Source organism: Rathayibacter sp. PhB127 (assembly GCF_003751665.1).
Lineage (GTDB): Bacteria > Actinomycetota > Actinomycetes > Actinomycetales > Microbacteriaceae > Rathayibacter > Rathayibacter festucae.
This window is the reverse complement of sequence record NZ_RKHW01000001.1, coordinates 242,856-261,567: the sequence shown is the minus strand read 5'-3', so window position 1 is coordinate 261,567 and position 18,712 is coordinate 242,856. Positions and strand designations below refer to the sequence as shown.

Below are 18,712 nucleotides of genomic sequence, written 5' to 3'. Positions count from 1 at the left end.
CCAGCGAATCCACGAAGCCGGACGCACCCCGCTCCCTGGAACGCGCCCCCCTCGCGAGCCGACCGCGCCGAGCCGCACAGGGGGCGGCTCGGAATCAAGCTCAGACGACGTCGTCGGACAGATCGATCGCCGCTCCGAAGCGGTGGTTGGTGATCGAGATCGACTGCTCCCGGAGGAAGGGCAGCAGCTCCACCCGGCCGGCCGGAGTGACGGGGTCGGCGTAGATCGCGACGTCGGGCGAGCCGCCGAGCGCCTCGGCGAGCGCCGTCGACAGCGGCACCCGCGAGCCGTCCGCGCGCACGAGCGGGACGGGCTTGCCGGTGCTGCCGCGGGTCATGCCGCTCACCACGTCGGTGAAGGAGCGGGTGGAGTCGCGGACGCTCTGCAGCGCCTCGATCGAGGAGTCCGGGCCGAGCGACGGCGCGGTGCCGCCCTGGGGTCCGCCGAACTCGTCGACCCGGTCCGAGACGATGTCGCCGACGATCCGGATCCGCGAGGCGGTGATCCGGCCGGCCGCGGCGCGGGCGAGCCACTGCGCGTCCGACTCCACGACCACCTTCGGCGCCAGGCCCGCCATCTCGAGCAGCTCGTCGCCGGCGAGCATCCCGGCGACCTTGGGCGGCAGCGGGATCGACGTCGACACGTCCAGGCGCGCCCGCACGAGCAGCGCCGCGGCGATGACGCGGAGGAGCTCGCCGAGGTCGCCGCCGTCGGCCAGCCGTACGGCGACCGGCACCCGGAGGTAGCGGAACAGATTGCGCTCGACGCCGACCTTCGAGATGTCGGAGACGACGCCGAACTCGGTCGCCCAGGCGAGCTGGTCCGAGAGCGCCGAACGGCGCAGCAGGTCGAACTGCTCGAACTGCAGCGAGGACTGCGCGGCCTCGATGAACTGCCGGGCGCGGTCGTCCAGGCCCCGGAGGTGCAGGGTCGTCGACGGGCGGGCCGGCGAGGGCTTCCAGGAGCCGAGCCCGATCAGGTGGTTCGGCCCGCCGGCCTTGGCCCCGCCGCCGACGGAGGAGCGCTTCCAGCCGCCGAACGGCTGGCGGCGGACGATCGCCCCGGTGATGCCGCGGTTGACGTACAGGTTGCCGGCCTCGACCGAATCGAGCCAGAGCGCGAGCTCGTCCGAGTGCAGCGAGTGCAGCCCGGCGGTGAGGCCGTAGTCGGTGGCGTTCTGCAGGCGGATCGCGTCCTCGAGGGTCGCGGCGTGCATGATGCCGAGCACCGGGCCGAAGAACTCGGTCAGGTGGGCGTAGCTGTCCTCGGTCACGCCCTCGCGCACGCCCGGCGACCACAGCCGCCCGGTGTCGTCGAGGCGCCTCGGCTCGACGAGCCAGGACTCCCCCGCGCCGAGGGTGGTCAGCGCGTGCGCGAGCTTGCCGGTCGGCTTCTCGATCAGCGGCCCCATCGCGGCGGCCGGGTCGCTCGGCCAGCCGACCCGGAGGGACGTCACGGCGTCGACCAGCTGCGCGCGGAACCGCTTCGAGCGGGCGACCGAGCCGACGAGGATCACGAGCGAGGCGGCCGAGCACTTCTGCCCGGCGTGCCCGAACGCGCTCCGCACGATGTCGGCGACGGCCAGGTCGTAGTCCGCGTGCGGGGTGACGACGATCGCGTTCTTGCCGCTGGTCTCGGCGAGCAGCGGCAGGTCGGGTCGCCAGGAGCGGAAGAGCTTCGCCGTCTCGTAGGAGCCGGTGAGCAGCACCCGGTCGACCAGCGGATCGGTGATCAGGGCGCGACCGAGCGTCTCCTCGTCGAGGTCGACGAGCGCGACGAGGTCCTGCGGGATCCCGGCGTCCCAGAGCGCCTCCACGAGCACCGCGGCCGAGCGCCGGGCCTGCGGGGCCGGCTTGACGACGACTCCGGAGCCCGCGGCGAGCGCCGCGAGGATCGAGCCGGCCGGGATCGCGACCGGGAAGTTCCACGGCGGCGCGACCACGGTGACCCGCTCGGGCACGAAGGTGGCGCCGCCGACGGCGTCCAGCTCGCGGGCGCGGGTGGCGTAGTAGTGGGCGAAGTCGATCGCCTCGGACACCTCGGGGTCGGCCTCGGCGACCGTCTTGCCGGTCTCGGAGGCCATCACCTCGATCAGCCGGTCGCGGTTGGCGGCGAGGGCGAGGCCCGCGCGGTCGAGGATCGCGGCGCGGTCGTAGCCGAGGCGCTCGCCCCAGCGCTCCGCCCGGAGTGCGACCCGGCGCAGCAGCTCCTGCAGCTCCGCCGCGTCGGTGATCCGGGCGCGGTCGGCCGCGAGGGTGCCGATGGTCGATCGCGCGATGCGGTCGGTGATCAGCCGGGCCCAGCGGCGGTTGCCCGGGAGCGCCGGGTCGGTGTCGGGCTCGTTGCGGAAGGCGCTGGTCGCCGCGGTCGCCCCGGAGCCGCGGCGCAGCCCCAGCACCGCCTCGGTGAGACCCTCGGCGGCGGGGTCCTGCACGCGCGCGCCGGCGCCGGCGTGCTCGCGCACGAGGCGGAGGCCGGAGCCGGACGACCACTCACGCAGACGGTCCTGGGTGCGGTTCGGGGTCGGCACCGTGTCGTCCAGCGCCTCGAGCGAGGCGCGGAAGCGGCCGAGCTCGCGCTGCAGCACGCTCTCGTCCTCGAGCTCGAAGACGGCCGAGAGGAAGTTCTCCGGGCTGGAGTTCTCCTCCAGGCGGCGGATCAGGTACGAGATCGCGACGTCGAACTCGCGCGGGTGCACGACCGGCGTGTAGAGCAGGAGCCGGCCGACGTCCTCGCGGACGGCGCGCGCCTGACCGGTCGCCATGCCGAGCAGCATCTCGATGTCGACCGCGTCGGCGACGCCGCGCTCGTTGGCGGTGATCCAGGCCCAGGCGATGTCGAAGAGGTTGTGACCGGCCACGCCGATCCGGACCGCGTCCGTCCGCTCGGGCTGCAGCGCGTAGTCGAGGAGCCGCTTGTAGTTCGTGTCGGCCTCGGCCTTGCTGCCCACCGTCGCGAGCGGCCAGTCGTGGATCGCGGCGTCCACCCGCTCCATAGCGAGGTTCGCGCCCTTGACGACGCGGACCTTGATCGGCGCGCCGCCGAGCCGCCGGCGCTCGGTCGCCCACTCCGTCAGCGACACCAGCACGCCGAGCGCGTCGGGAAGGTACGCCTGCAGGACGATCCCGGCCTCGAGCTGCTGCATCCCGGGCTGCTCGAGGAGGCGGCGGAACACCGCGACCGTGAGGTCGAGGTCCTTGTACTCCTCCATGTCGAGGTTGATGAACTTCGGCTCCGGGCTCGCCGCGGCGAACTGGTAGAGCGGGGTCAGCCGCTGCACGACGCGGTCGACGGCCTCGTCGAACGCCCACATCGAGAGCTGGCTGGCGATGCTCGAGACCTTGATGCTCACGTAGTCGACGTCGTCGCGCTCAAGCAGCCGCCGGGTGCCCTCGAGGCGCCGGTCGGCCTCGCGCTCGCCCAGCACGGCCTCGCCGAGCAGGTTCAGGTTGAGGCGGTCGCCGCCCTCGCGCAGCCGGCGGATCGCCGAGCCGAGCCGGGCGTCGGAGGCGTCGACGACGAGGTGGCCCACCATCCTGCGCAGCACCTGGCGGGCCGCCGGGACGACGACCCACGGCAGCACCGGGCCGACGGCGCCGCCGGTCGCGACCGCGGCGCGCAGGTAGGAGGGGAGGAACGCGGGGGTCTTCGCCGTCAGCGCGGCGAGGTTCTCGGCCGCGACCACCGGGTCCTCCGGGCGGGCGACGCCGTCGACGAAGCCGACCGTGAAGTCGAGGCCGTTCGGGTCCTGCAGGACGCCGGCGAGGCGCTGCGCCGCGGGGTCGACCGGGAACGCCCGGCTGCGCACCAGCCAGCGGCGCACCAGCGCCTCGACGCGGGACAGGATCGGCGCCTCGACGTCGAACTCGGGCTTCTGCCGGGGCAGCCGCAGCGCCATGCCGGTCTGGTACTGGCCGGTGTCGCTCAGGGCGTGGCGGTCGATCTTCTCGTCGTGCCCGGCCGGCTCGTCCGGCTCGCCCGTCTCGTCCGGCTCAGCGCTCGTCTCGTCCTGCGGGTCGATCGTCTCGTCCTGCTCCGGGTCGTTCCCGGGCACGGCTGAGGGCGTCGACTTCTCCATCCCCCGAGGCTATGCCCGAGGCGGCGCGACGGCCGGTCGTGTCGCCCCGTCTGTGGACACTCGACGGAGAACTGCCGCTGGGGACGACCCCCGTCGAGGGGCGATGGACGCGAGCCCGGCGGAGGAGCACCATGGGGCGCACCCGACACTCCCGCTCCCGATCGGAGACCCCGATGGATCCGCTGCCCATCCCCCGCGCCGCGATGATCGCGGCGCAGGCCCTGATCGACAGCTCCGCCTCCTACGACGGCGAGGCGACCGGCACCGTCAACCGCGCCGTCCTCGAGCGCGCGCTGAGCCCGATCGAGAACGGCGTCCTGGACGAGGACGGCGTCGTCGTCCCCACCTCCTCCGACGTCGCCGGCGCCGCGGTGATCTGCCTCACCTGGCTGACCGGCCGCCTCGTCGAGGCGAGCGGCCGCTCCAGCGAGGAGATCCTCTTCTCCCTGCGCGAGTTCGTCACCGAGGCGCTGCGCAGCGACGAGCCCTGACCGCCGCGCGCCAGACTGGGAACCATGGCCCGACGCGACAGGCACCGCACCCGAGACCTCACCGAGCGCAGCGGCACCGCGCCCGGCCCGCTGCGCTCCGACACCCCCGCAGCGGTCGATCCCTCGGTCGACGTCGTGATCGTCGGCGCCGGTCACAACGGCCTGGTCGCGGCGGCCTACCTCGCCCAGGCCGGACTCGACGTCCTCGTCCTCGAGCGCGGGGCCCGTGCGGGCGGCGCGACCGTCTCGGAGTACCCGTTCCGCGGCGTCGAGGCCCGGCTCAGCCGCTACTCCTATCTCGTCAGCCTCCTGCCGCCGTCGATCCTCGCCGATCTGCGGGTCGACGTGCCGCTCGTGCGCCGCCGCTACTCCTCCTACACGCCCGACCCCGCCGATCCGACGCGCGGGCTGCTCGTCGACACCGGCGACGCCCTGGCGACCGCGGACTCCTTCGCGCGGATGGGCACCCCGGAGGACGCCGAGACCTTCGCCGACTTCTCCCGGCACACCTCGCGGCTGGCGCGCGCGCTCTGGCCGACCCTCACCCAGCCGCTGCTGCGGCGGGAGGAGGCGCGGCGGCTGGTCGGCGAGGACGCGATCTGGCGGGCGATGATCGAGCGGCCGATCGGCGAGGTGATCGAGCGGAACATCGCGGGCGACGCGGCCCGCGGCGTCCTGCTCACCGACGCGCTGATCGGCACCTTCGCCGGCGCCGGCGACGCCGACCTCGCGCAGAACCGCTGCCTGCTCTACCACGTGATCGGCGGCGGCACCGGCGACTGGGACGTCCCGGTCGGCGGCATGGGCAGTGTCTCCGGTGCGCTGGAGCGGGCGGCCCGGAACGCCGGCGCGCGGATCCTGACCGGCGCCGAGGTGACGAGCGTGGATCCGGCCGGCGAGGTCGTCTACCGCCGCGGACCGCGCAGCCGCCGGGTGCGGGCGCGCTTCGTGCTCTCCAACGTCGCCCCGTTCGTCCTCGACAGGCTGCTGGGCGACGGCGAGACCCTGCGCCCGGGAGTCCCGCGCCCCGAGGGCGCGCAGGTGAAGGTCAACCTGGTGCTGCGCCGCCTGCCGCGCCTGCGCGACGAGAGCGTCGCCCCGGAGGCGGCCTTCGGCGGCACCTTCCACGTCAACGAGGGCTACCGCCAGCTCGACGAGGCCCACCGCGCCGCCGAGCAGGGCCGCGTCCCCTCGCCGATCCCCTGCGAGATCTACTGCCACTCGCTGACCGACCCGACGATCCTCTCGCCGGAGCTCGCCGCGAGCGGCGCGCAGACGCTCACCGTCTTCGCCCTGCACGTCCCCGACCGGCTGCTGACCGGCGACGACGCCCCGACGCGCGAGCAGCTCGAGACCGCGGTCCTCGACTCGATCGACTCCGTGCTCGCCGAGCCGATCCGCGACCTGCTGCTCCTGGACGCCGACGGGAACCCCTGCATTGAGACCCGGACGACCCGGGACCTGGAGGAGAGCCTCGGCCTGCCCGGCGGCCACATCTTCCACGGACCGCTGTCCTGGCCGTTCGCGGAGGACGACGAGCCGCTGGACACCCCCGCCCAGCGCTGGGGTGTCGCCACCGAGCACCCGCGGGTGCTGCTCTGCGGTGCGGGCGCGCGCCGGGGCGGTGGGGTCTCCGGGATCGGCGGCCACAACGCAGCGATGGCGGTGCTGGAGGCGCTCGGCGCCTGAGACCGGGACCGCCTCAGAGCACTCGGCGGATCAGTGCCACCGGTGGTCCTGGATCGTCATCCGCGGGCCGTGCCGCGGCTTGCGGGCGCCGCTCGTCCCGATCAGGCGGATGATCCGCTGCCGGTGCCCGCGCCACGGCTCGAGCAGCTCGAGCATCCCGTCGTCGTCGACCCCGAGGCGACCGGTCAGCGCGAAGCCGACCGCCGCGGCCAGGTGGTAGTCGCCCACGCTCACCGCGTCCGGGTCGCCGTGGGCCCGCATCATCACCTCGGACGCCGTCCACGGCCCGATGCCGGGCACCGACTGCAGGCGCTGCGCCACCACCTCGCCGCCGCGGCCGAGCGCCAGCGTGCGCTCGAGCCCCTTCGCCACCAGCGCCGCCGTCAGCACGGTGCGCGAGCGCCGCGGGTCGACGCCGGCCCGGTGCCAGTCCCAGGACGGGACGCGGCGCCACTGCTCGGCCGACGGCGCCACGTGCAGCGCCACCGGCCCGGGAGCCGGCTCGCCGTGCAGCCGCACCAGCGCGCGGTAGGCGCGCCACGCCTCCGTGCTGGTGACCTTCTGCTCGAGGATCGACGGCGCCAGCATCTCGAAGACGAGGTTGGCCCGGGTCAGCCGCAGCCCCGCCGAGCGGCGCAGCACCTCGGCCAGCGGGCCGTGCGCGGAGAGATCGAGCGCGCTCCAGTCGTCGCCGTGGCCGAGCAGCTCGGGCACGTGATCGATCAGCCACTCCGCGCCCTCGCCCCAGGCCCGCGCGTGCACGGCGCCGTCGGCCGCCTGCCGCAGGTGCAGCGTGCCGGGGCCGAGCGGCGTGCGGAAGGCGCGCCAGAAGCCGGTCGCGTCGATGAGCATCGTCGGGTCGCCCGAGCCGCGCAGCAGCGTGCGGAGCGTGAGCGAGAGGCTCACCGGCACGGCGGGCGCGTAGACCGTGGCCAGGAACGGCACGGGAGCGGGGACGGCGGACGACACGCAGCGATGGTAGCCGCGGCCGCCGACACCCGCCGGGACCGGTCGATCCCCGCCCTGATCAGGTGTCCCGCAGAACTGCCATCCACGACGTGTTCGGAGCGGCGCCCCGCCCGGATTGGTTCAACCCGGAAGAACACATGCGCAATCTGGATCCCCCGATTCCGCTAGGCAGTGCCCCGATACCGGGCGTAGTTTCGCGCTGTCGCGGCACAGTCCGTCAGCCCGGCCAACCGCCTATCACTGGAGATGCGCACATGTTCGACACCACATTCATCCGCAACGCGATCGTCAGGAGCTCGGAGACGGCTCTCGACCGTCGCCGCTTCTTCGAGGCCACCGGCGTCGCCGGACTCGGCATCGGAGCGGCGGCTCTCGCCTCCGCCCCCGCCGCCTCGGCCGAAGAGGTCGCCGCTGAGGGCCCCGGCGACGCCGCCGTCCTCAACTTCGCGCTCAACCTCGAGTACCTCGAGGCCGAGTTCTACCTCCGAGCCGTCACCGGCTCCGGCCTCGCGAGCAGCGACACCGGCGGCACCGGCAAGCTCGGCGGCGTCAAGGGCGGCCGCGCCGTCCCGTTCAAGACCCCGTGGCTGAAGTCCTTCGCCCGCGAGGTCGCCAACGACGAGAAGGCGCACGTCAAGTTCCTCCGCGGCCAGCTCGGCGCTGCCGCCGTCGCCCGCCCCTCCATCAACCTCGAGGCCAGCTTCAACGCGGCGGCAGCCGCGGCCGGCCTCATCCCCGCGGGCGGCACGTTCGACCCGTTCCTCAACGAGCAGAACTTCCTGCTCGGCGCCTTCGTCTTCGAGGACGTCGGAGTCACCGCCTACAAGGGCGCTGCCCCCCTCATCCAGTCGAAGCTCTACCTGGAGGCGGCCGCCGGCATCCTCGCGGTGGAGGCGTACCACGCCGGTGCCATCCGCTCGGCGATCTACAGCGCCGGTCTCGACGTGCAGGCGGGCAAGCTGTCCGACGCGCGCGACAGCCTCGACGGCCCCACCGACGACGACCAGGGCGTCAAGGTCGACGGGCAGGCCAACATCCAGCCCACCGACGCCAACGGCATCGCCTTCAGCCGCAACCCCGGCCAGGTCCTCAACGTCGTCTACCTGAACAGCAAGGCCGCGACCTCCGGTGGATTCTTCCCCGCCGGTGTCAACGGCGTCGTCAACACCAGCCAGGCCAACTAGTCACTGACACTCTCTAGTCCCTGAACGACGCAGGGCCCTTCCTCGAGGCGGCGAGGAGGGGCCCTTCGTCGTCCCCGCTCAGAGGCGCTCGAACGGCCGGCCCGCCGGGACCTGCCCGAACGGGTGCCTCGAGCGCTCTCCCGCGTCCTCTACTCTGAGCGGGTGAAGATCGGGATCCTGACCTCCGGGGGCGACTGCCCCGGGCTGAACGCCGTCATCCGCGGTGCCGTGTACAAGGGCATCAAGGTGTACGACCAAGAATTCGTGGGCTTCCGCAACGGGTGGCGCGGAGTGGTCGACGGCGACCTCCTCCCCCTCGGGCGGCCCGAGATCCAGGGCATCGCCAAGCAGGGCGGCACGATCCTCGGCACGAGCCGGACGAACCCCTTCGAGGGCGACAACGGCGGCCCCGAGAAGATCGCCGAGATGATGGACCGCAACGGCATCGACTCGATCATCGCGATCGGCGGCGAGGGCACCCTGGCCGCCGCGAAGCGCCTCACCGACGCGGGCCTCAAGATCGTCGGCGTCCCCAAGACGATCGACAACGACCTCGGCGCCACCGACTACACCTTCGGCTTCGACACCGCCGTCGGCATCGCGACCGACGCGATGGACCGCCTGCGCACCACCGGCGACTCGCACGGCCGCTGCATGGTCGCCGAGGTCATGGGCCGCCACGTCGGCTGGATCGCCCTGCACTCCGGCATGGCCGCCGGCGCGCACGTCATCCTCATCCCGGAGAAGAAGACCTCGATCGAGCAGATCGTCGAGTGGGTGCAGAGCGCCCAGGACCGCGGGCGCGCCCCGCTCGTCGTCGTCGCCGAGGGCTTCTCGCTCGACTCGATGGACGACGCGCACTCCGAGCGCGGCCTCGACGCCTTCGGCCGCCCGCGCCTGGGCGGCATCGGCGAGATGCTCGCCCCGATGATCGAGGACCGCACCGGCATCGAGACCCGCGCCACCACCCTCGGCCACATCCAGCGCGGCGGCACCCCCAGCGCCTTCGACCGCGTGCTCGCCACCCGCCTCGGCATGGCCGCCGCCGACTCCGTCGTCGCCGAGCACTGGGGCCGCATGGTCGCCCTGCGCGGCACCGACATCTACCACGTCGACTTCGCCGAGGCCCTCGGCACCCTGAAGACGGTGCCCGACTCCCGCTACGAGGAGGCGCGCACCCTCTTCGGGTAGCGTCGATCTTCACTCCATCTTCACTCTGTGGCATTATTCATTCAATTGTGAAGAAGGCGACTGAATGAAGATCGAGTTGAATGTGCCGAGCCTCGCCGTGGTGAGACACGCTGCGCGAGGCGGCATCCTCGACCTCTCAGTGCAGCAGAGTGACGAAGCGCCGTGGATCGCGGTGGACGGCGACCGCCGACCCCTCTGGATGCTGGAACGCGCCTCTCGTCTCCCTCCTCATCTCGCCGAAGCGGTACCGAAGGGCTGGGTCGGCCTGATCATCGGGCGCAACATCCCGAAGGACGAGCGGACGACGCTGGAGCGCGACTCGTTGAGTTGGTGGGATCTCAACGGGAGCCTCCACGTCGACCTGGGAGATCGCGTGATCCGGATCGAGGGCACGACCTCCGCCCGAGGCCCTGCCGACTCTGCTCGACAGCGGCGGCTCGGTCCGCTGGGGACTCGGGCGGCTCAGGAGCTCCTCTCCGGAGCCCGAGGCGAGCGATGGAGCGTCAATGAGTTGGCGGAGCGATCCGGTGTCTCCGTCGGCCAGGCGCACAACGTGCTCGCGAGCCTGGAGGGCGATGGCGTCGTCGAGAGCGTCGGTCGCGGCCCCTCGAAGAGGCGGATCGTCCTGGATGAGAACGCCCTTCTCGAATGGCTCCGCCGCTCGGAGTCCCTTCTCAGGCGGCCCACCGGCGTCTTCAGCTACCTCTACGCTCGCAACGAGATGGACCTCGCGCGCAGAGCGCATCGGGCGATGACCGATGTGGGCGTGCGCTACGCGGTCACCTCAGCGCTCGGATCGAGACTCTGGGGCGTCCCCGTCGTGACATCGGCCATCACCCAGATCCGCGTCGCGTCGTCCGACCTGCAGAGCCTGCGGACGATGCTGTCACTACCCGAGCTGGACGCGGACGAGGCCGGTCGAGGAGCGAACCTCGAGCTGTGGACGGACACGGGTGCTGTCGGCACGCACAGTGCAGTCGAGAGGGACGGTGTCATGGTCGCCCCGCAGTCGCGGGTCTACCTCGATCTGGTCCGGCTCGGTGGCCGTTACGCCGAGGGAGCCGAATTGCTGAGGGAGAAGCTCCTTGATTGAACCGGCAGGGAATCGCACGGCCTACGACTCCGCCACGGCGGACCTCATGGTGGCGGAGGCGGCGGACATCGTCCGCGCCGCCGGCTTCGCAGGCGCACATCTCGTCATCATCGGCGGACTGGTCCCCTCGCTGCTCATCCCCGTCGTCGAGGACGGAGGCGAACCGCACGTCGGTACCACGGACATCGATCTCTGCGTGAGCCTCGCGTTCGTCGACGGAGAGACGGAGCAGTACGACCGCCTGGAGCAGGTCCTCCTCGACCGAGGATTCTCGAGCGCCGAGGCCTCTTTCCGCTGGGTACGAGAATCCGAACCGCGGATCACTCTCGAGTTCTTCTGCCCCGCCGGCGCCGACCGACCGGCAGGACGCGTGTACCGACCACGCAAGTCCGAGAATCCCACGGCCAAGCACAACATGGGCGGACGGCTCTCAGCATTGGCACTCGATGCCGGCGAGCTGCTGGTCGGCGACGCCGAGTCCGTTCTCCGCCGGGTCGAGCTGCCGAGCGGCAGAGGGATGATCGACATCCGTCTGCTGGTGACGGGACCACTGGCGTTCCTCGTGGCGAAGAGCGAAGCGCTTCAGAACAGGGACAAGCCCAAGGACGCCTACGACATCGTCTGGCTTCTCGAGAGCTGGCCGGAGGGACCCGCCGCTGCCGCTGCCGTCTGGTCGGAGCGACCTGCCTTCTCGCCAGAGGTCCGCGAGCGACTCGTCCAGATCGGGCATCAGTTCGCGAACGAGAACACCTTCGGTGCCCGAAGCTACGCGGTCTTCATCAGCGAACCCGAGGGGCGCCTCCGAGCAGCACGCCGAGCTGTCGGCGCCGTGCGGGAATTCCTCGACGCTCTCCCGGAAGCCGACTGAACCAGCGGACGCTGGTGGCTTCGCGTCTCAGTGGTGACGGAGACGACGCGGCGCCGCCGCAGGCCGGTCGAGCAGCCGCGCAGGGGCGTATCGAGACCCGCCAAGTCCAGCAGGGTGGGTCTGCAGACCTCGCTCCTGACGGCGGTGGATCTCGAGACGCCCGCTCCGCGGGCTACTCGATCAGCATGGAGGGGGCGCACGCTGCATGCTGGTCGAGTAGCCGCGAAGCGGCGTATCGAGACCCGCCGTCGTCAGCCCTTCGCGCCGTCCGGGGTCGCCGTCGCGACCAGCACCGCTCGCGCGAGCGTGTGGAAGTGCGCGTTGAAGCCGAGGATCGCCGGCGTCGACTCCGGGTCGAGCTCGAGCTCCTCGACGTCGAGGGCGTGCACGACGAAGAAGTAGCGGTGCTCGCGGTCCGGCGGCGCCGCTCCGATGAACTGGCGCAGCCGCATCTCGTTCGGCAGGGTCTGCGCGCCCGCGGGCAGCAGCTCGAAGCCGGCCGCCCCTGCGCCGGTCGGCAGCTCGGTGGTGTCGGCCGGCAGGTTGTAGACCGCCCAGTGCCAGAAGCCCGAGCCGGTCGGCGCGTCCGGGTCGAACACGGTCACCGCGAAGCTCTTGGTCTCGGCGGGCGCTCCCGACCAGCGCAGCTGCGGCGAGACGTCCTCGCCGCCCGAGCCCTCGCCGTAGTGGCGCGGGGCGAGCGCTGCGCCGTCGCTGATGTCGTCGCTCTCGAGGGTGAAGGTCGGCACCTCGCCGAGGCGGGCGTAGGGGTCGTAGTTCCAGTCGGACATCCGGTTCTCCGTTCGGGCGCGGCAGTCGCGCGCCTGGGTCCAGCCTAGGAAGCGACGGCCGCAGGTCGAGGGCTTGCGCCGCTCAGGAACCGAGGTAGCGGCCCGGCCGGTGGTTGAAGGCGAGCACGAGGTTCAGCACCACGACGCCCGCGGCCGAGATCAGCACGTTCAGCGGCGGCACCACCAGCAGCGCCGCGACCACCACGCAGGCGTCGAGCGCCATCATCACGTAGCCGGCCCGCCAGCCCAGCCGCTCCTGCGCGAGGAGGGCCAGGATGCTGAAGCCGCCCAGGCTCGAGCCGTGCCGGAACAGGATGAGCAGGCCGATCCCCGCGAGCACGTCGCCGGTGAGCACCCCGTAGACCGGTTCGATCCGGAGCGTCCCGAAGGCGAGCGGGTGCAGCCCGGCGAGCACCGAGACCAGCACGATCGAGGACATCGTCCGGAGGGTGAAGCGCCAGCCCTTCTTCCAGAGCGAGAGCGCCAGGAACGGCAGGTTGACCACCACGAGGATCACGCCGAACGGGATCGGCACGACGTAGCCCAGCAGCAGCGCCAGCCCCGCGGTCCCGCCGGTCACCGCCTCGCTCGCGCGGAGCAGGAACAGGCCGAGCGAGACGACGAACGCGCCGGTCACGAGGCCGAAGACGTCCTCGAAGCGGCTGTGCGGCACGGGGAGAGGGGCGTCGGTCACCGGGAGATGCTGTCACACCCGCGTTGCCGGAGCGTTTCGGCCGACCCGGCCCGGCCCTCGTAGGATGACCCGGTGCTGCCGAAGATCCTGCTGTTCTACCGCTTCGTGCCGCTCGCCGACCCCGAATCCGTCCGGCTGTGGCAGCGCGAGCTCGCCGAGCACCTCGGCCTGCGCGGCCGCGTCCTGCTCTCGAAGGACGGCGTCAACGGCACCCTCGGCGGGGAGATGGGCGCGCTCAAGCGCTGGGTCCGCCGCACCCGCGAGCACTCCGCCTTCCGCGGTCTCGAGGTGAAGTGGAGCGACGGCACGGGCCTGGACGACGAGGGCCGCAGCGTCGACTTCCCCGGGCTTTCGGTGAAGGTGCGCGAGGAGATCGTGTCGTTCGGAGCACCCGAGGAGCTGCGCGTGGACGAGTCCGGCGTCGTCGGCACCGGCGTCCGGCTCGCGCCCGACGAGCTCGACGCCCTGGTGGCCGAGCGGGAGGACGTGGTCTTCTTCGACGGCCGCAACGCCTTCGAGGCCGAGATCGGCCGCTTCGACGGCGCGGTCGTGCCGGGCGTCGCGAGCACCCGCGAGTTCGTCGAGCAGCTCGACTCCGGCGCCTACGACCACCTCAAGGGCCGGCCGGTCGTCACCTACTGCACCGGCGGGATCCGCTGCGAGGTGCTCTCGAGCCTGATGCTCGCCCGCGGCTTCGGCGAGGTGTACCAGCTCGACGGCGGCGTCGTCCGCTACCAGGAGGCCCGCCGCGACACCGGCCTCTGGCGCGGTGCGCTCTACGTCTTCGACGGGCGCGGCTCGCTGACCTTCTCCCCCGACGCCGAGGTGCTCGGCCGCTGCGCCGTCTGCGCCGAGCCGACCAGCCGGATGCGCAACTGCACCGATCCCGCCTGCCGCGCCCAGCTCGTCGTCTGCGAGGGCTGCGGCGGCGCGGCCTGCGCGGCGCACGGTGGGGACGTCGTGGAGCGGGCTACGGTGCTCGGATGAGCATCGAAGCGCGCGGCCGCACCCTCGTCGACCTCCACACCGCCCCCGAGCTGCTGAGCGTGGTGAACGTCTGGGACGTGGTCTCGGCGACCACGATCGCCGCCCTCCCCGAGACCCGGGCGCTCGCGACGGCGAGCCACTCGATCGCCGCGACCTTCGGCTACGAGGACGGCGAGCGGATCCCGCTCGACCTGCACCTGAGCATGATCGAGCGGATCGTCGCCGCGGTCGACGTCCCCGTCTCGGCGGACCTCGAGGCCGGCTACGGCGACGCCGGCGAAACCGTCCGCCGCGCCATCGAGGTCGGCGTCGTCGGCGCGAACCTCGAGGACCAGGCGAAGCCGCTCGCCGAGGCGCTGCGCTCCGTCGAGAAGGCGGTCGCCGCCGCCGAGGAGGAGGCCGTGCCCTTCGCCCTCAACGCCCGCACCGACGTCTTCCTCCGCGCCGGCGACCGCGACCGCGGCGAGGTGCTCGCCGACGCGATCGAGCGCGGACGCGCCTACCTCGACGCGGGGGCGACCTGCTTCTTCGTCCCCGGCCTGCTCCGGGACGCGGAGCTCGAGGCGCTCGTGGCCGCGCTCGGCCGCCAGCGGGTCAGCGTGATCGGCGTCCCCGGCTCGCAGTCGCCCGCGCGCCTCGAGGAGCTCGGCCTGGCCCGCGTCTCCTACGGACCCTGGACGCAGCGCGTCGCGCTGACCGCCCTGCAGGACGCGGCGACCGCCCTCTACGCCGGCGGCGCGCTGCCCGAGGGCACCCGTCCGCTGAACTGACCCCGCCGCCCGGGCGCGTTCCGCGCGCTCGGGCGTAGCGTGGGCTCATGTTCCGAGCCGTCGTCGTCGAGCAGCACTCCTCCTCCGACACCGAGACCCCGAATCGCGCACGACTGACCGAGCGGGACGATCCCGATCGCTCGCACGGGGACGTGACCCTCGCCGTCGAGTACTCGAGCGTGAACTACAAGGACGCCCTCGCGCTCGCCGGCCGGCCGGGTGTCGTGCGCCGCACCCCGCTGATCGCGGGCATCGACGTCGTCGGCACGGTCGAGTACGCGGACGGCGTCGCGGCCGAGCGCTTCGACTCCGGCGACCGCGTGGTGCTCAACGGCGCCGGCCTCGGCGAGCGCTTCGACGGCGGATTCACCGAGCGGGCCCGCGTCGACTCCGCGTCGCTGCTGCGCATCCCCGGCGCGATCTCCTCCGCCCGCGCCGGCGCGATCGGCACCGCCGGCTTCACCGCGATGCTCGCCGTCCTCGCCCTCGAGCGGCACGGCGTCCGCCCCGGCGACGGACCGGTGCTGGTCACCGGCGCCTCGGGCGGCGTGGGCTCCCTCGCCGTCGCGCTGCTCGCGAAGCTCGGCCACGAGGTGGTCGCCTCGACCGGGCGCGCGGACGAGCACGGCGAGCTGCTCCAACGCCTGGGCGCGACGGAGGTCCTCGATCGGGCCGAGCTGTCCGAGAAGGGGAAGCCGCTGCAGTCGGAGCGCTGGGCCGGCGCGATCGACTCCGCCGGCTCGCACACCCTCGCCAACGCGCTCGCGCAGACCCGCTGGGGCGGCACCGTCGCCGCCTGCGGTCTCGCGCAGGGCGGCGACCTGCCCGCGACGGTGATGCCGTTCATCCTGCGCGGAGTGACGCTGGCGGGCATCAACTCGGTGGAGGCGCCGCGGAAGCTGCGCGAGGAGGCCTGGCGCCGGCTGGCCCACGACCTCGACCTGGAGCTGCTCGACGGCCTGACCACGGCGGTGCCGCTCGCGGGCGCGATCGACGCCGCGGCCGACCTGCTGGAAGGGCGCGCGCACGGGCGCACGCTGGTCGACGTCCGGGGCTGACGCTCCGCAGCTCGGGTCGCGCGGCGGTCCGAGCTACTCGGCGGCCTCGGTGGCGCCGCTGGGCTCGGCGGAAGCGTGACCGACGGACGAGTCGGGGCGCGGCTTCGCGGTGGGCTTCTTCGAGGCCGACTTCTTCGCGGCGGGCTTCTCGGGCGCAGGCGCCTCAGCGGCGGGCTTCTCGGCGACCGGCTTCTCGGGCGCCGGCTTCTTCGCGGGCGCCTTCTTCGCCGCGGGCTTCGTGGCGACGGTCTCCTTCTCGGCCGGCTTCTCCTCCGCCGGCTTCTCCTCGTCCCTGCGCTCCGCCTCTGCCTGCGCCTCCGCCTCCGCCTGCGCCGCGGCCAGGCGCTCGGCGGCCTGCTCGGCGACGGCCGGGACGACGACCAGGTCGTCCGTCTCGATCACCGGGATCGCGGAGGTCGTGGTGCCCAGCTGCAGCGCCGCGATCAGCTCGGGAGCGTGCTTCGTGCTGACGATCAGGCGCGAGTACTCCTCGCCGACCAGGTCGATCACCACCGCCGCGGCCGTGCGCTTGATCAACAGGAAGTCCTTGCCGCCGTGGAACTTCCAGGTGCCGGCCGCGAGGGTCAGCGGCACCGCGGTCCCCGGCGCCCGGATGCCGCGCACCCAGATCCAGGGATCCTCGGTGACGGTCGCCGAGCGGATGCTCGAGCGCTCGACGACGACGTCGCCGCGATGCAGGGCGAGCAGCCGTTCGGCGCGGGTCAGGCGGAGTTCGAGGCGGTCGGGGAGCACGGTCACGACGGGCATGCCCCTAGTCTGCCCCGCCCATCGCACTCGGCGCCCGGGGGTCGCGGTGGCAGCATGGAGGGATGGCCACGGATCCGGACGAGCGGCGCCTCCTCGACGCACGCCTCGCCGAGCGGCAGGCCGAGGCTCGGCGCGAGGCGGCGGCACTCGACGAGTCCCTCCGCGAGCTCCTCCTCGACCGCGCCGACGGCACCGCCGACGACGAGCACGATCCGGAGGGCACCCCGCTCTCCGCGGAGTGGTCGCGGATGGCCGGGGTGCGCGACGCCCTCGCCCGCACCGAGCGCGATCTCGCCGCCGCCCGCGCGCGCCTCGCCGCCGGCGACTACGGCGACTGCGCGCGCTGCGGCCTCCCCATCGGCGCCGCCCGCCTCGAGGCCCGCCCCACCGCCGACCTCTGCATCGCCTGCGCCCGCGTCGCCGAGTCCCGCCGCCGCTGACGGCGGTTCCGCCCCCGCACCTGAAGGCCCCCACAGGCCAAGGCGTGCAGAAACCCGGGTGCTCCTGCGAGAGTTCACATGCGGTCGTACCCCCGATGGGTGGTCCCGCTCCCCCTCCCCCATTCTCCCGCCTCTCGAAAGGCCTCCCTCCGCATGACCGAGACGTCGTCCGACCGCGTGACCGGCGCCCCGCCGGCCCCCGACCGCCGCGCCTGGCGCTCCCTCGTGGTCCTCCTGGCGGGCATGTTCATCGCCCTGCTCGACACCACCATCGTGAACGTAGCCCTGCCGACGATCCGCACCACCCTCGACGCTTCCGAGTCGACGCTGTCCTGGATCATCTCGGGCTACGCGCTCGCCTTCGGCCTCGCGCTGATCCCGGCCGGCCGCCTCGGCGACCGCTTCGGGCACAAGTGGGTCTTCGTCAGCGGCGTGGCGCTGTTCACCGTCGCGAGCTTCGCCTGCGGCCTCGCCGCCGACGACGTCCAGCTCGTCATCGCGCGCGTCGTGCAGGGCCTCGCGGGCGGGATCTTCGTCCCGGCGGTCAACGCCTACATCCAGATCCTCTTCCGCGGCCCCGCCCGCGGCAAGGCGTTCGCGGTGATGGGCGCCGTCCTCGGCGTCTCGTCGGCGCTCGGCCCGATCATCGGCGGGCTCATCATCCAGGCCTTCGGCGACGAGAACGGCTGGCGCCTGGTCTTCTGGGTCAACCTGCCGATCGGCGTCGCGACGCTCATCGCCGCCGCGATGCTGCTGCCGACCCGCCGCGAGCTCCAGGACGGCGACCGCGCCCCGAGCGGCGGCGTCGATTGGCTCGGCCTGATCCTCGTCTCGGGCGGCCTCGTCGCCCTGCTCGTGCCGCTGATCCAGGGCGAGGACGAGGGCTGGCCGCTCTGGACCTTCCTCTCGATCGCCGGCGGCGTGATCCTCCTCGCCGCGTTCGGCGCCTGGGAGGTCGCGTACACCCGCCGCGGCCGCGCGCCGCTGGTGCCGCCGACCCTGTTCCGCCACCCCGCCTTCACCGGCGGCGTGATCCTGGCGCTGGTCTACTTCGCGGCCTTCACGAGCATCTTCTTCACCATCTCGCTGCTCTGGCAGTCCGGCCTCGGCCACACCGCGTTGGAGTCGGGCCTCGTCTCGATCCCCTTCGCGATCGGCAGCATCGTCAGCTCCTCGCAGAGCAACCGCCTCACCGCGAAGCTCGGCCGCAACGTCCTGGTGCTCGGCAGCGGACTGCTCGCCGTCGGCCTGATCTGGGTGTGGCTGGTGCTGCTGACCGCGACGCCCGACTCGATCACCAACTGGCAGCTGCTCGCGCCGCTGTTCATCGCGGGTGTCGGCAACGGCTTCTTCATCGCGCCGAACGTGCAGTTCATCGTCTCGACGGTCGATCCGCAGGACGCGGGCGCGGCCAGTGGCGTCATCTCCGCGATCCAGCGGATCGGCTCGGCGGTCGGCATCGCCGCGATCGGCAGCATCCTCTTCGGCGGCCTGGTCATCACCGGCCCGGACACCGTCGCCTCGGGCTTCCTCGACGCCGCGGCCCCGGCGATGCTGGTCAGCGCGCTGATGGCGATCGCCGCCTTCGCGCTCGTCTTCGTGCTGCCGAAGTCGGTGTCGCGCCGGGGCTGACCCCGGCGC

General features: G+C 72.9%; 16 protein-coding genes. 11 read left to right on the top strand and 5 right to left on the bottom strand.

All coding sequences use genetic code 11. The features are described 5' to 3' along the window. Positions 1–100: 100 nt before the first annotated feature. Positions 101–3,898 (bottom strand): bifunctional proline dehydrogenase/L-glutamate gamma-semialdehyde dehydrogenase, encoded by a 3,798-nt coding sequence (locus EDF22_RS01300; protein ID WP_123704602.1) that lies wholly within the window; start codon positions 3,896–3,898, stop codon positions 101–103. Positions 3,899–4,251: 353 nt separating this feature from the next. Here EDF22_RS01300 and EDF22_RS01295 point away from each other — a divergent pair, with 353 nt between their 5' ends. Then, a complete protein-coding gene (locus EDF22_RS01295; protein ID WP_123701821.1) occupies positions 4,252–4,569 on the top strand; it encodes a hypothetical protein in 318 nt (105 codons plus the stop codon). Positions 4,570–4,593: 24 nt separating this feature from the next. Further along, a complete protein-coding gene (locus EDF22_RS01290) occupies positions 4,594–6,258 on the top strand; it encodes an NAD(P)/FAD-dependent oxidoreductase (RefSeq protein ID WP_185038652.1) in 1,665 nt (554 codons plus the stop codon). A 30-nt stretch (positions 6,259–6,288) separates the two neighbouring features. Here the strand turns inward: EDF22_RS01290 and EDF22_RS01285 are convergent, their stop codons facing one another. Next, positions 6,289–7,227, bottom strand: coding sequence for a DNA-3-methyladenine glycosylase (locus EDF22_RS01285; RefSeq protein WP_123701819.1), 939 nt, complete (start codon positions 7,225–7,227; stop codon positions 6,289–6,291). 254 nt (positions 7,228–7,481) lie between these two features. Between EDF22_RS01285 and EDF22_RS01280 the strand changes: the two genes are divergently transcribed. The 4 genes from EDF22_RS01280 (at position 7,482) to EDF22_RS01265 (ending at position 11,563) form a co-directional block, all read left to right on the top strand. Further along, positions 7,482–8,411 (top strand): ferritin-like domain-containing protein, encoded by a 930-nt coding sequence (locus tag EDF22_RS01280; RefSeq protein ID WP_123701817.1) that lies wholly within the window; start codon positions 7,482–7,484, stop codon positions 8,409–8,411. Between the two features lie 162 nt (positions 8,412–8,573). Beyond that, positions 8,574–9,602 (top strand): 6-phosphofructokinase, encoded by a 1,029-nt coding sequence (locus tag EDF22_RS01275; RefSeq protein WP_123701816.1) that lies wholly within the window; start codon positions 8,574–8,576, stop codon positions 9,600–9,602. A 64-nt stretch (positions 9,603–9,666) separates the two neighbouring features. Continuing rightward, entirely contained in the window at positions 9,667–10,695 is a 1,029-nt protein-coding gene (locus tag EDF22_RS01270) for a helix-turn-helix domain-containing protein (protein WP_123701814.1), read from the top strand. After that, a complete protein-coding gene (locus EDF22_RS01265) occupies positions 10,688–11,563 on the top strand; it encodes a hypothetical protein (protein ID WP_148059075.1) in 876 nt (291 codons plus the stop codon). The genes EDF22_RS01270 and EDF22_RS01265 overlap by 8 nt, the downstream gene beginning before the upstream one ends. A 251-nt stretch (positions 11,564–11,814) precedes the next feature. Here EDF22_RS01265 and EDF22_RS01260 read toward each other — a convergent pair whose 3' ends face one another. Both EDF22_RS01260 and EDF22_RS01255 read right to left on the bottom strand, forming a co-directional pair. Continuing rightward, positions 11,815–12,354 carry a YbhB/YbcL family Raf kinase inhibitor-like protein gene (locus EDF22_RS01260; RefSeq protein ID WP_123701810.1) on the bottom strand — a complete coding sequence of 180 codons (540 nt, stop codon included), beginning with the start codon at positions 12,352–12,354 and terminating at the stop codon, positions 11,815–11,817. An 82-nt stretch (positions 12,355–12,436) separates the two neighbouring features. After that, on the bottom strand, positions 12,437–13,048 hold the full coding sequence (locus EDF22_RS01255; protein WP_123701808.1) for a YitT family protein: 612 nt from the start codon (positions 13,046–13,048) through the stop codon (positions 12,437–12,439). A 72-nt stretch (positions 13,049–13,120) separates the two neighbouring features. Here EDF22_RS01255 and EDF22_RS01250 point away from each other — a divergent pair, with 72 nt between their 5' ends. The 3 genes from EDF22_RS01250 to EDF22_RS01240 are packed head-to-tail and all read left to right on the top strand — an operon-like array spanning position 13,121 to position 15,863. Then, entirely contained in the window at positions 13,121–14,035 is a 915-nt protein-coding gene (locus tag EDF22_RS01250; protein WP_243839825.1) for a rhodanese-related sulfurtransferase, read from the top strand. Further along, on the top strand, positions 14,032–14,805 hold the full coding sequence (locus EDF22_RS01245; protein WP_123701806.1) for an isocitrate lyase/phosphoenolpyruvate mutase family protein: 774 nt from the start codon (positions 14,032–14,034) through the stop codon (positions 14,803–14,805). The genes EDF22_RS01250 and EDF22_RS01245 overlap by 4 nt, the downstream gene beginning before the upstream one ends. 47 nt (positions 14,806–14,852) lie before the next feature. Then, positions 14,853–15,863, top strand: a complete 1,011-nt coding sequence (locus EDF22_RS01240; RefSeq protein WP_123701804.1) for an MDR family oxidoreductase — start codon at positions 14,853–14,855, stop codon at positions 15,861–15,863. Between the two features lie 33 nt (positions 15,864–15,896). On the opposite strand, the gene EDF22_RS21180 is transcribed toward EDF22_RS01240, so the two are convergent. After that, positions 15,897–16,631 carry a hypothetical protein gene (locus EDF22_RS21180; protein ID WP_243839826.1) on the bottom strand — a complete coding sequence of 245 codons (735 nt, stop codon included), beginning with the start codon at positions 16,629–16,631 and terminating at the stop codon, positions 15,897–15,899. Positions 16,632–16,693: 62 nt separating this feature from the next. Between EDF22_RS21180 and EDF22_RS01230 the strand changes: the two genes are divergently transcribed. Together EDF22_RS01230 and EDF22_RS01225 are read left to right on the top strand one after the other, a co-directional pair. Next, positions 16,694–17,071, top strand: coding sequence for a TraR/DksA C4-type zinc finger protein (locus EDF22_RS01230; RefSeq protein WP_123701802.1), 378 nt, complete (start codon positions 16,694–16,696; stop codon positions 17,069–17,071). 153 nt (positions 17,072–17,224) lie between these two features. After that, complete coding sequence (locus EDF22_RS01225; protein ID WP_123701800.1) at positions 17,225–18,703, top strand: MFS transporter; 1,479 nt, start codon at positions 17,225–17,227, stop codon at positions 18,701–18,703. The last annotated feature ends 9 nt before the right edge of the window (positions 18,704–18,712 follow it).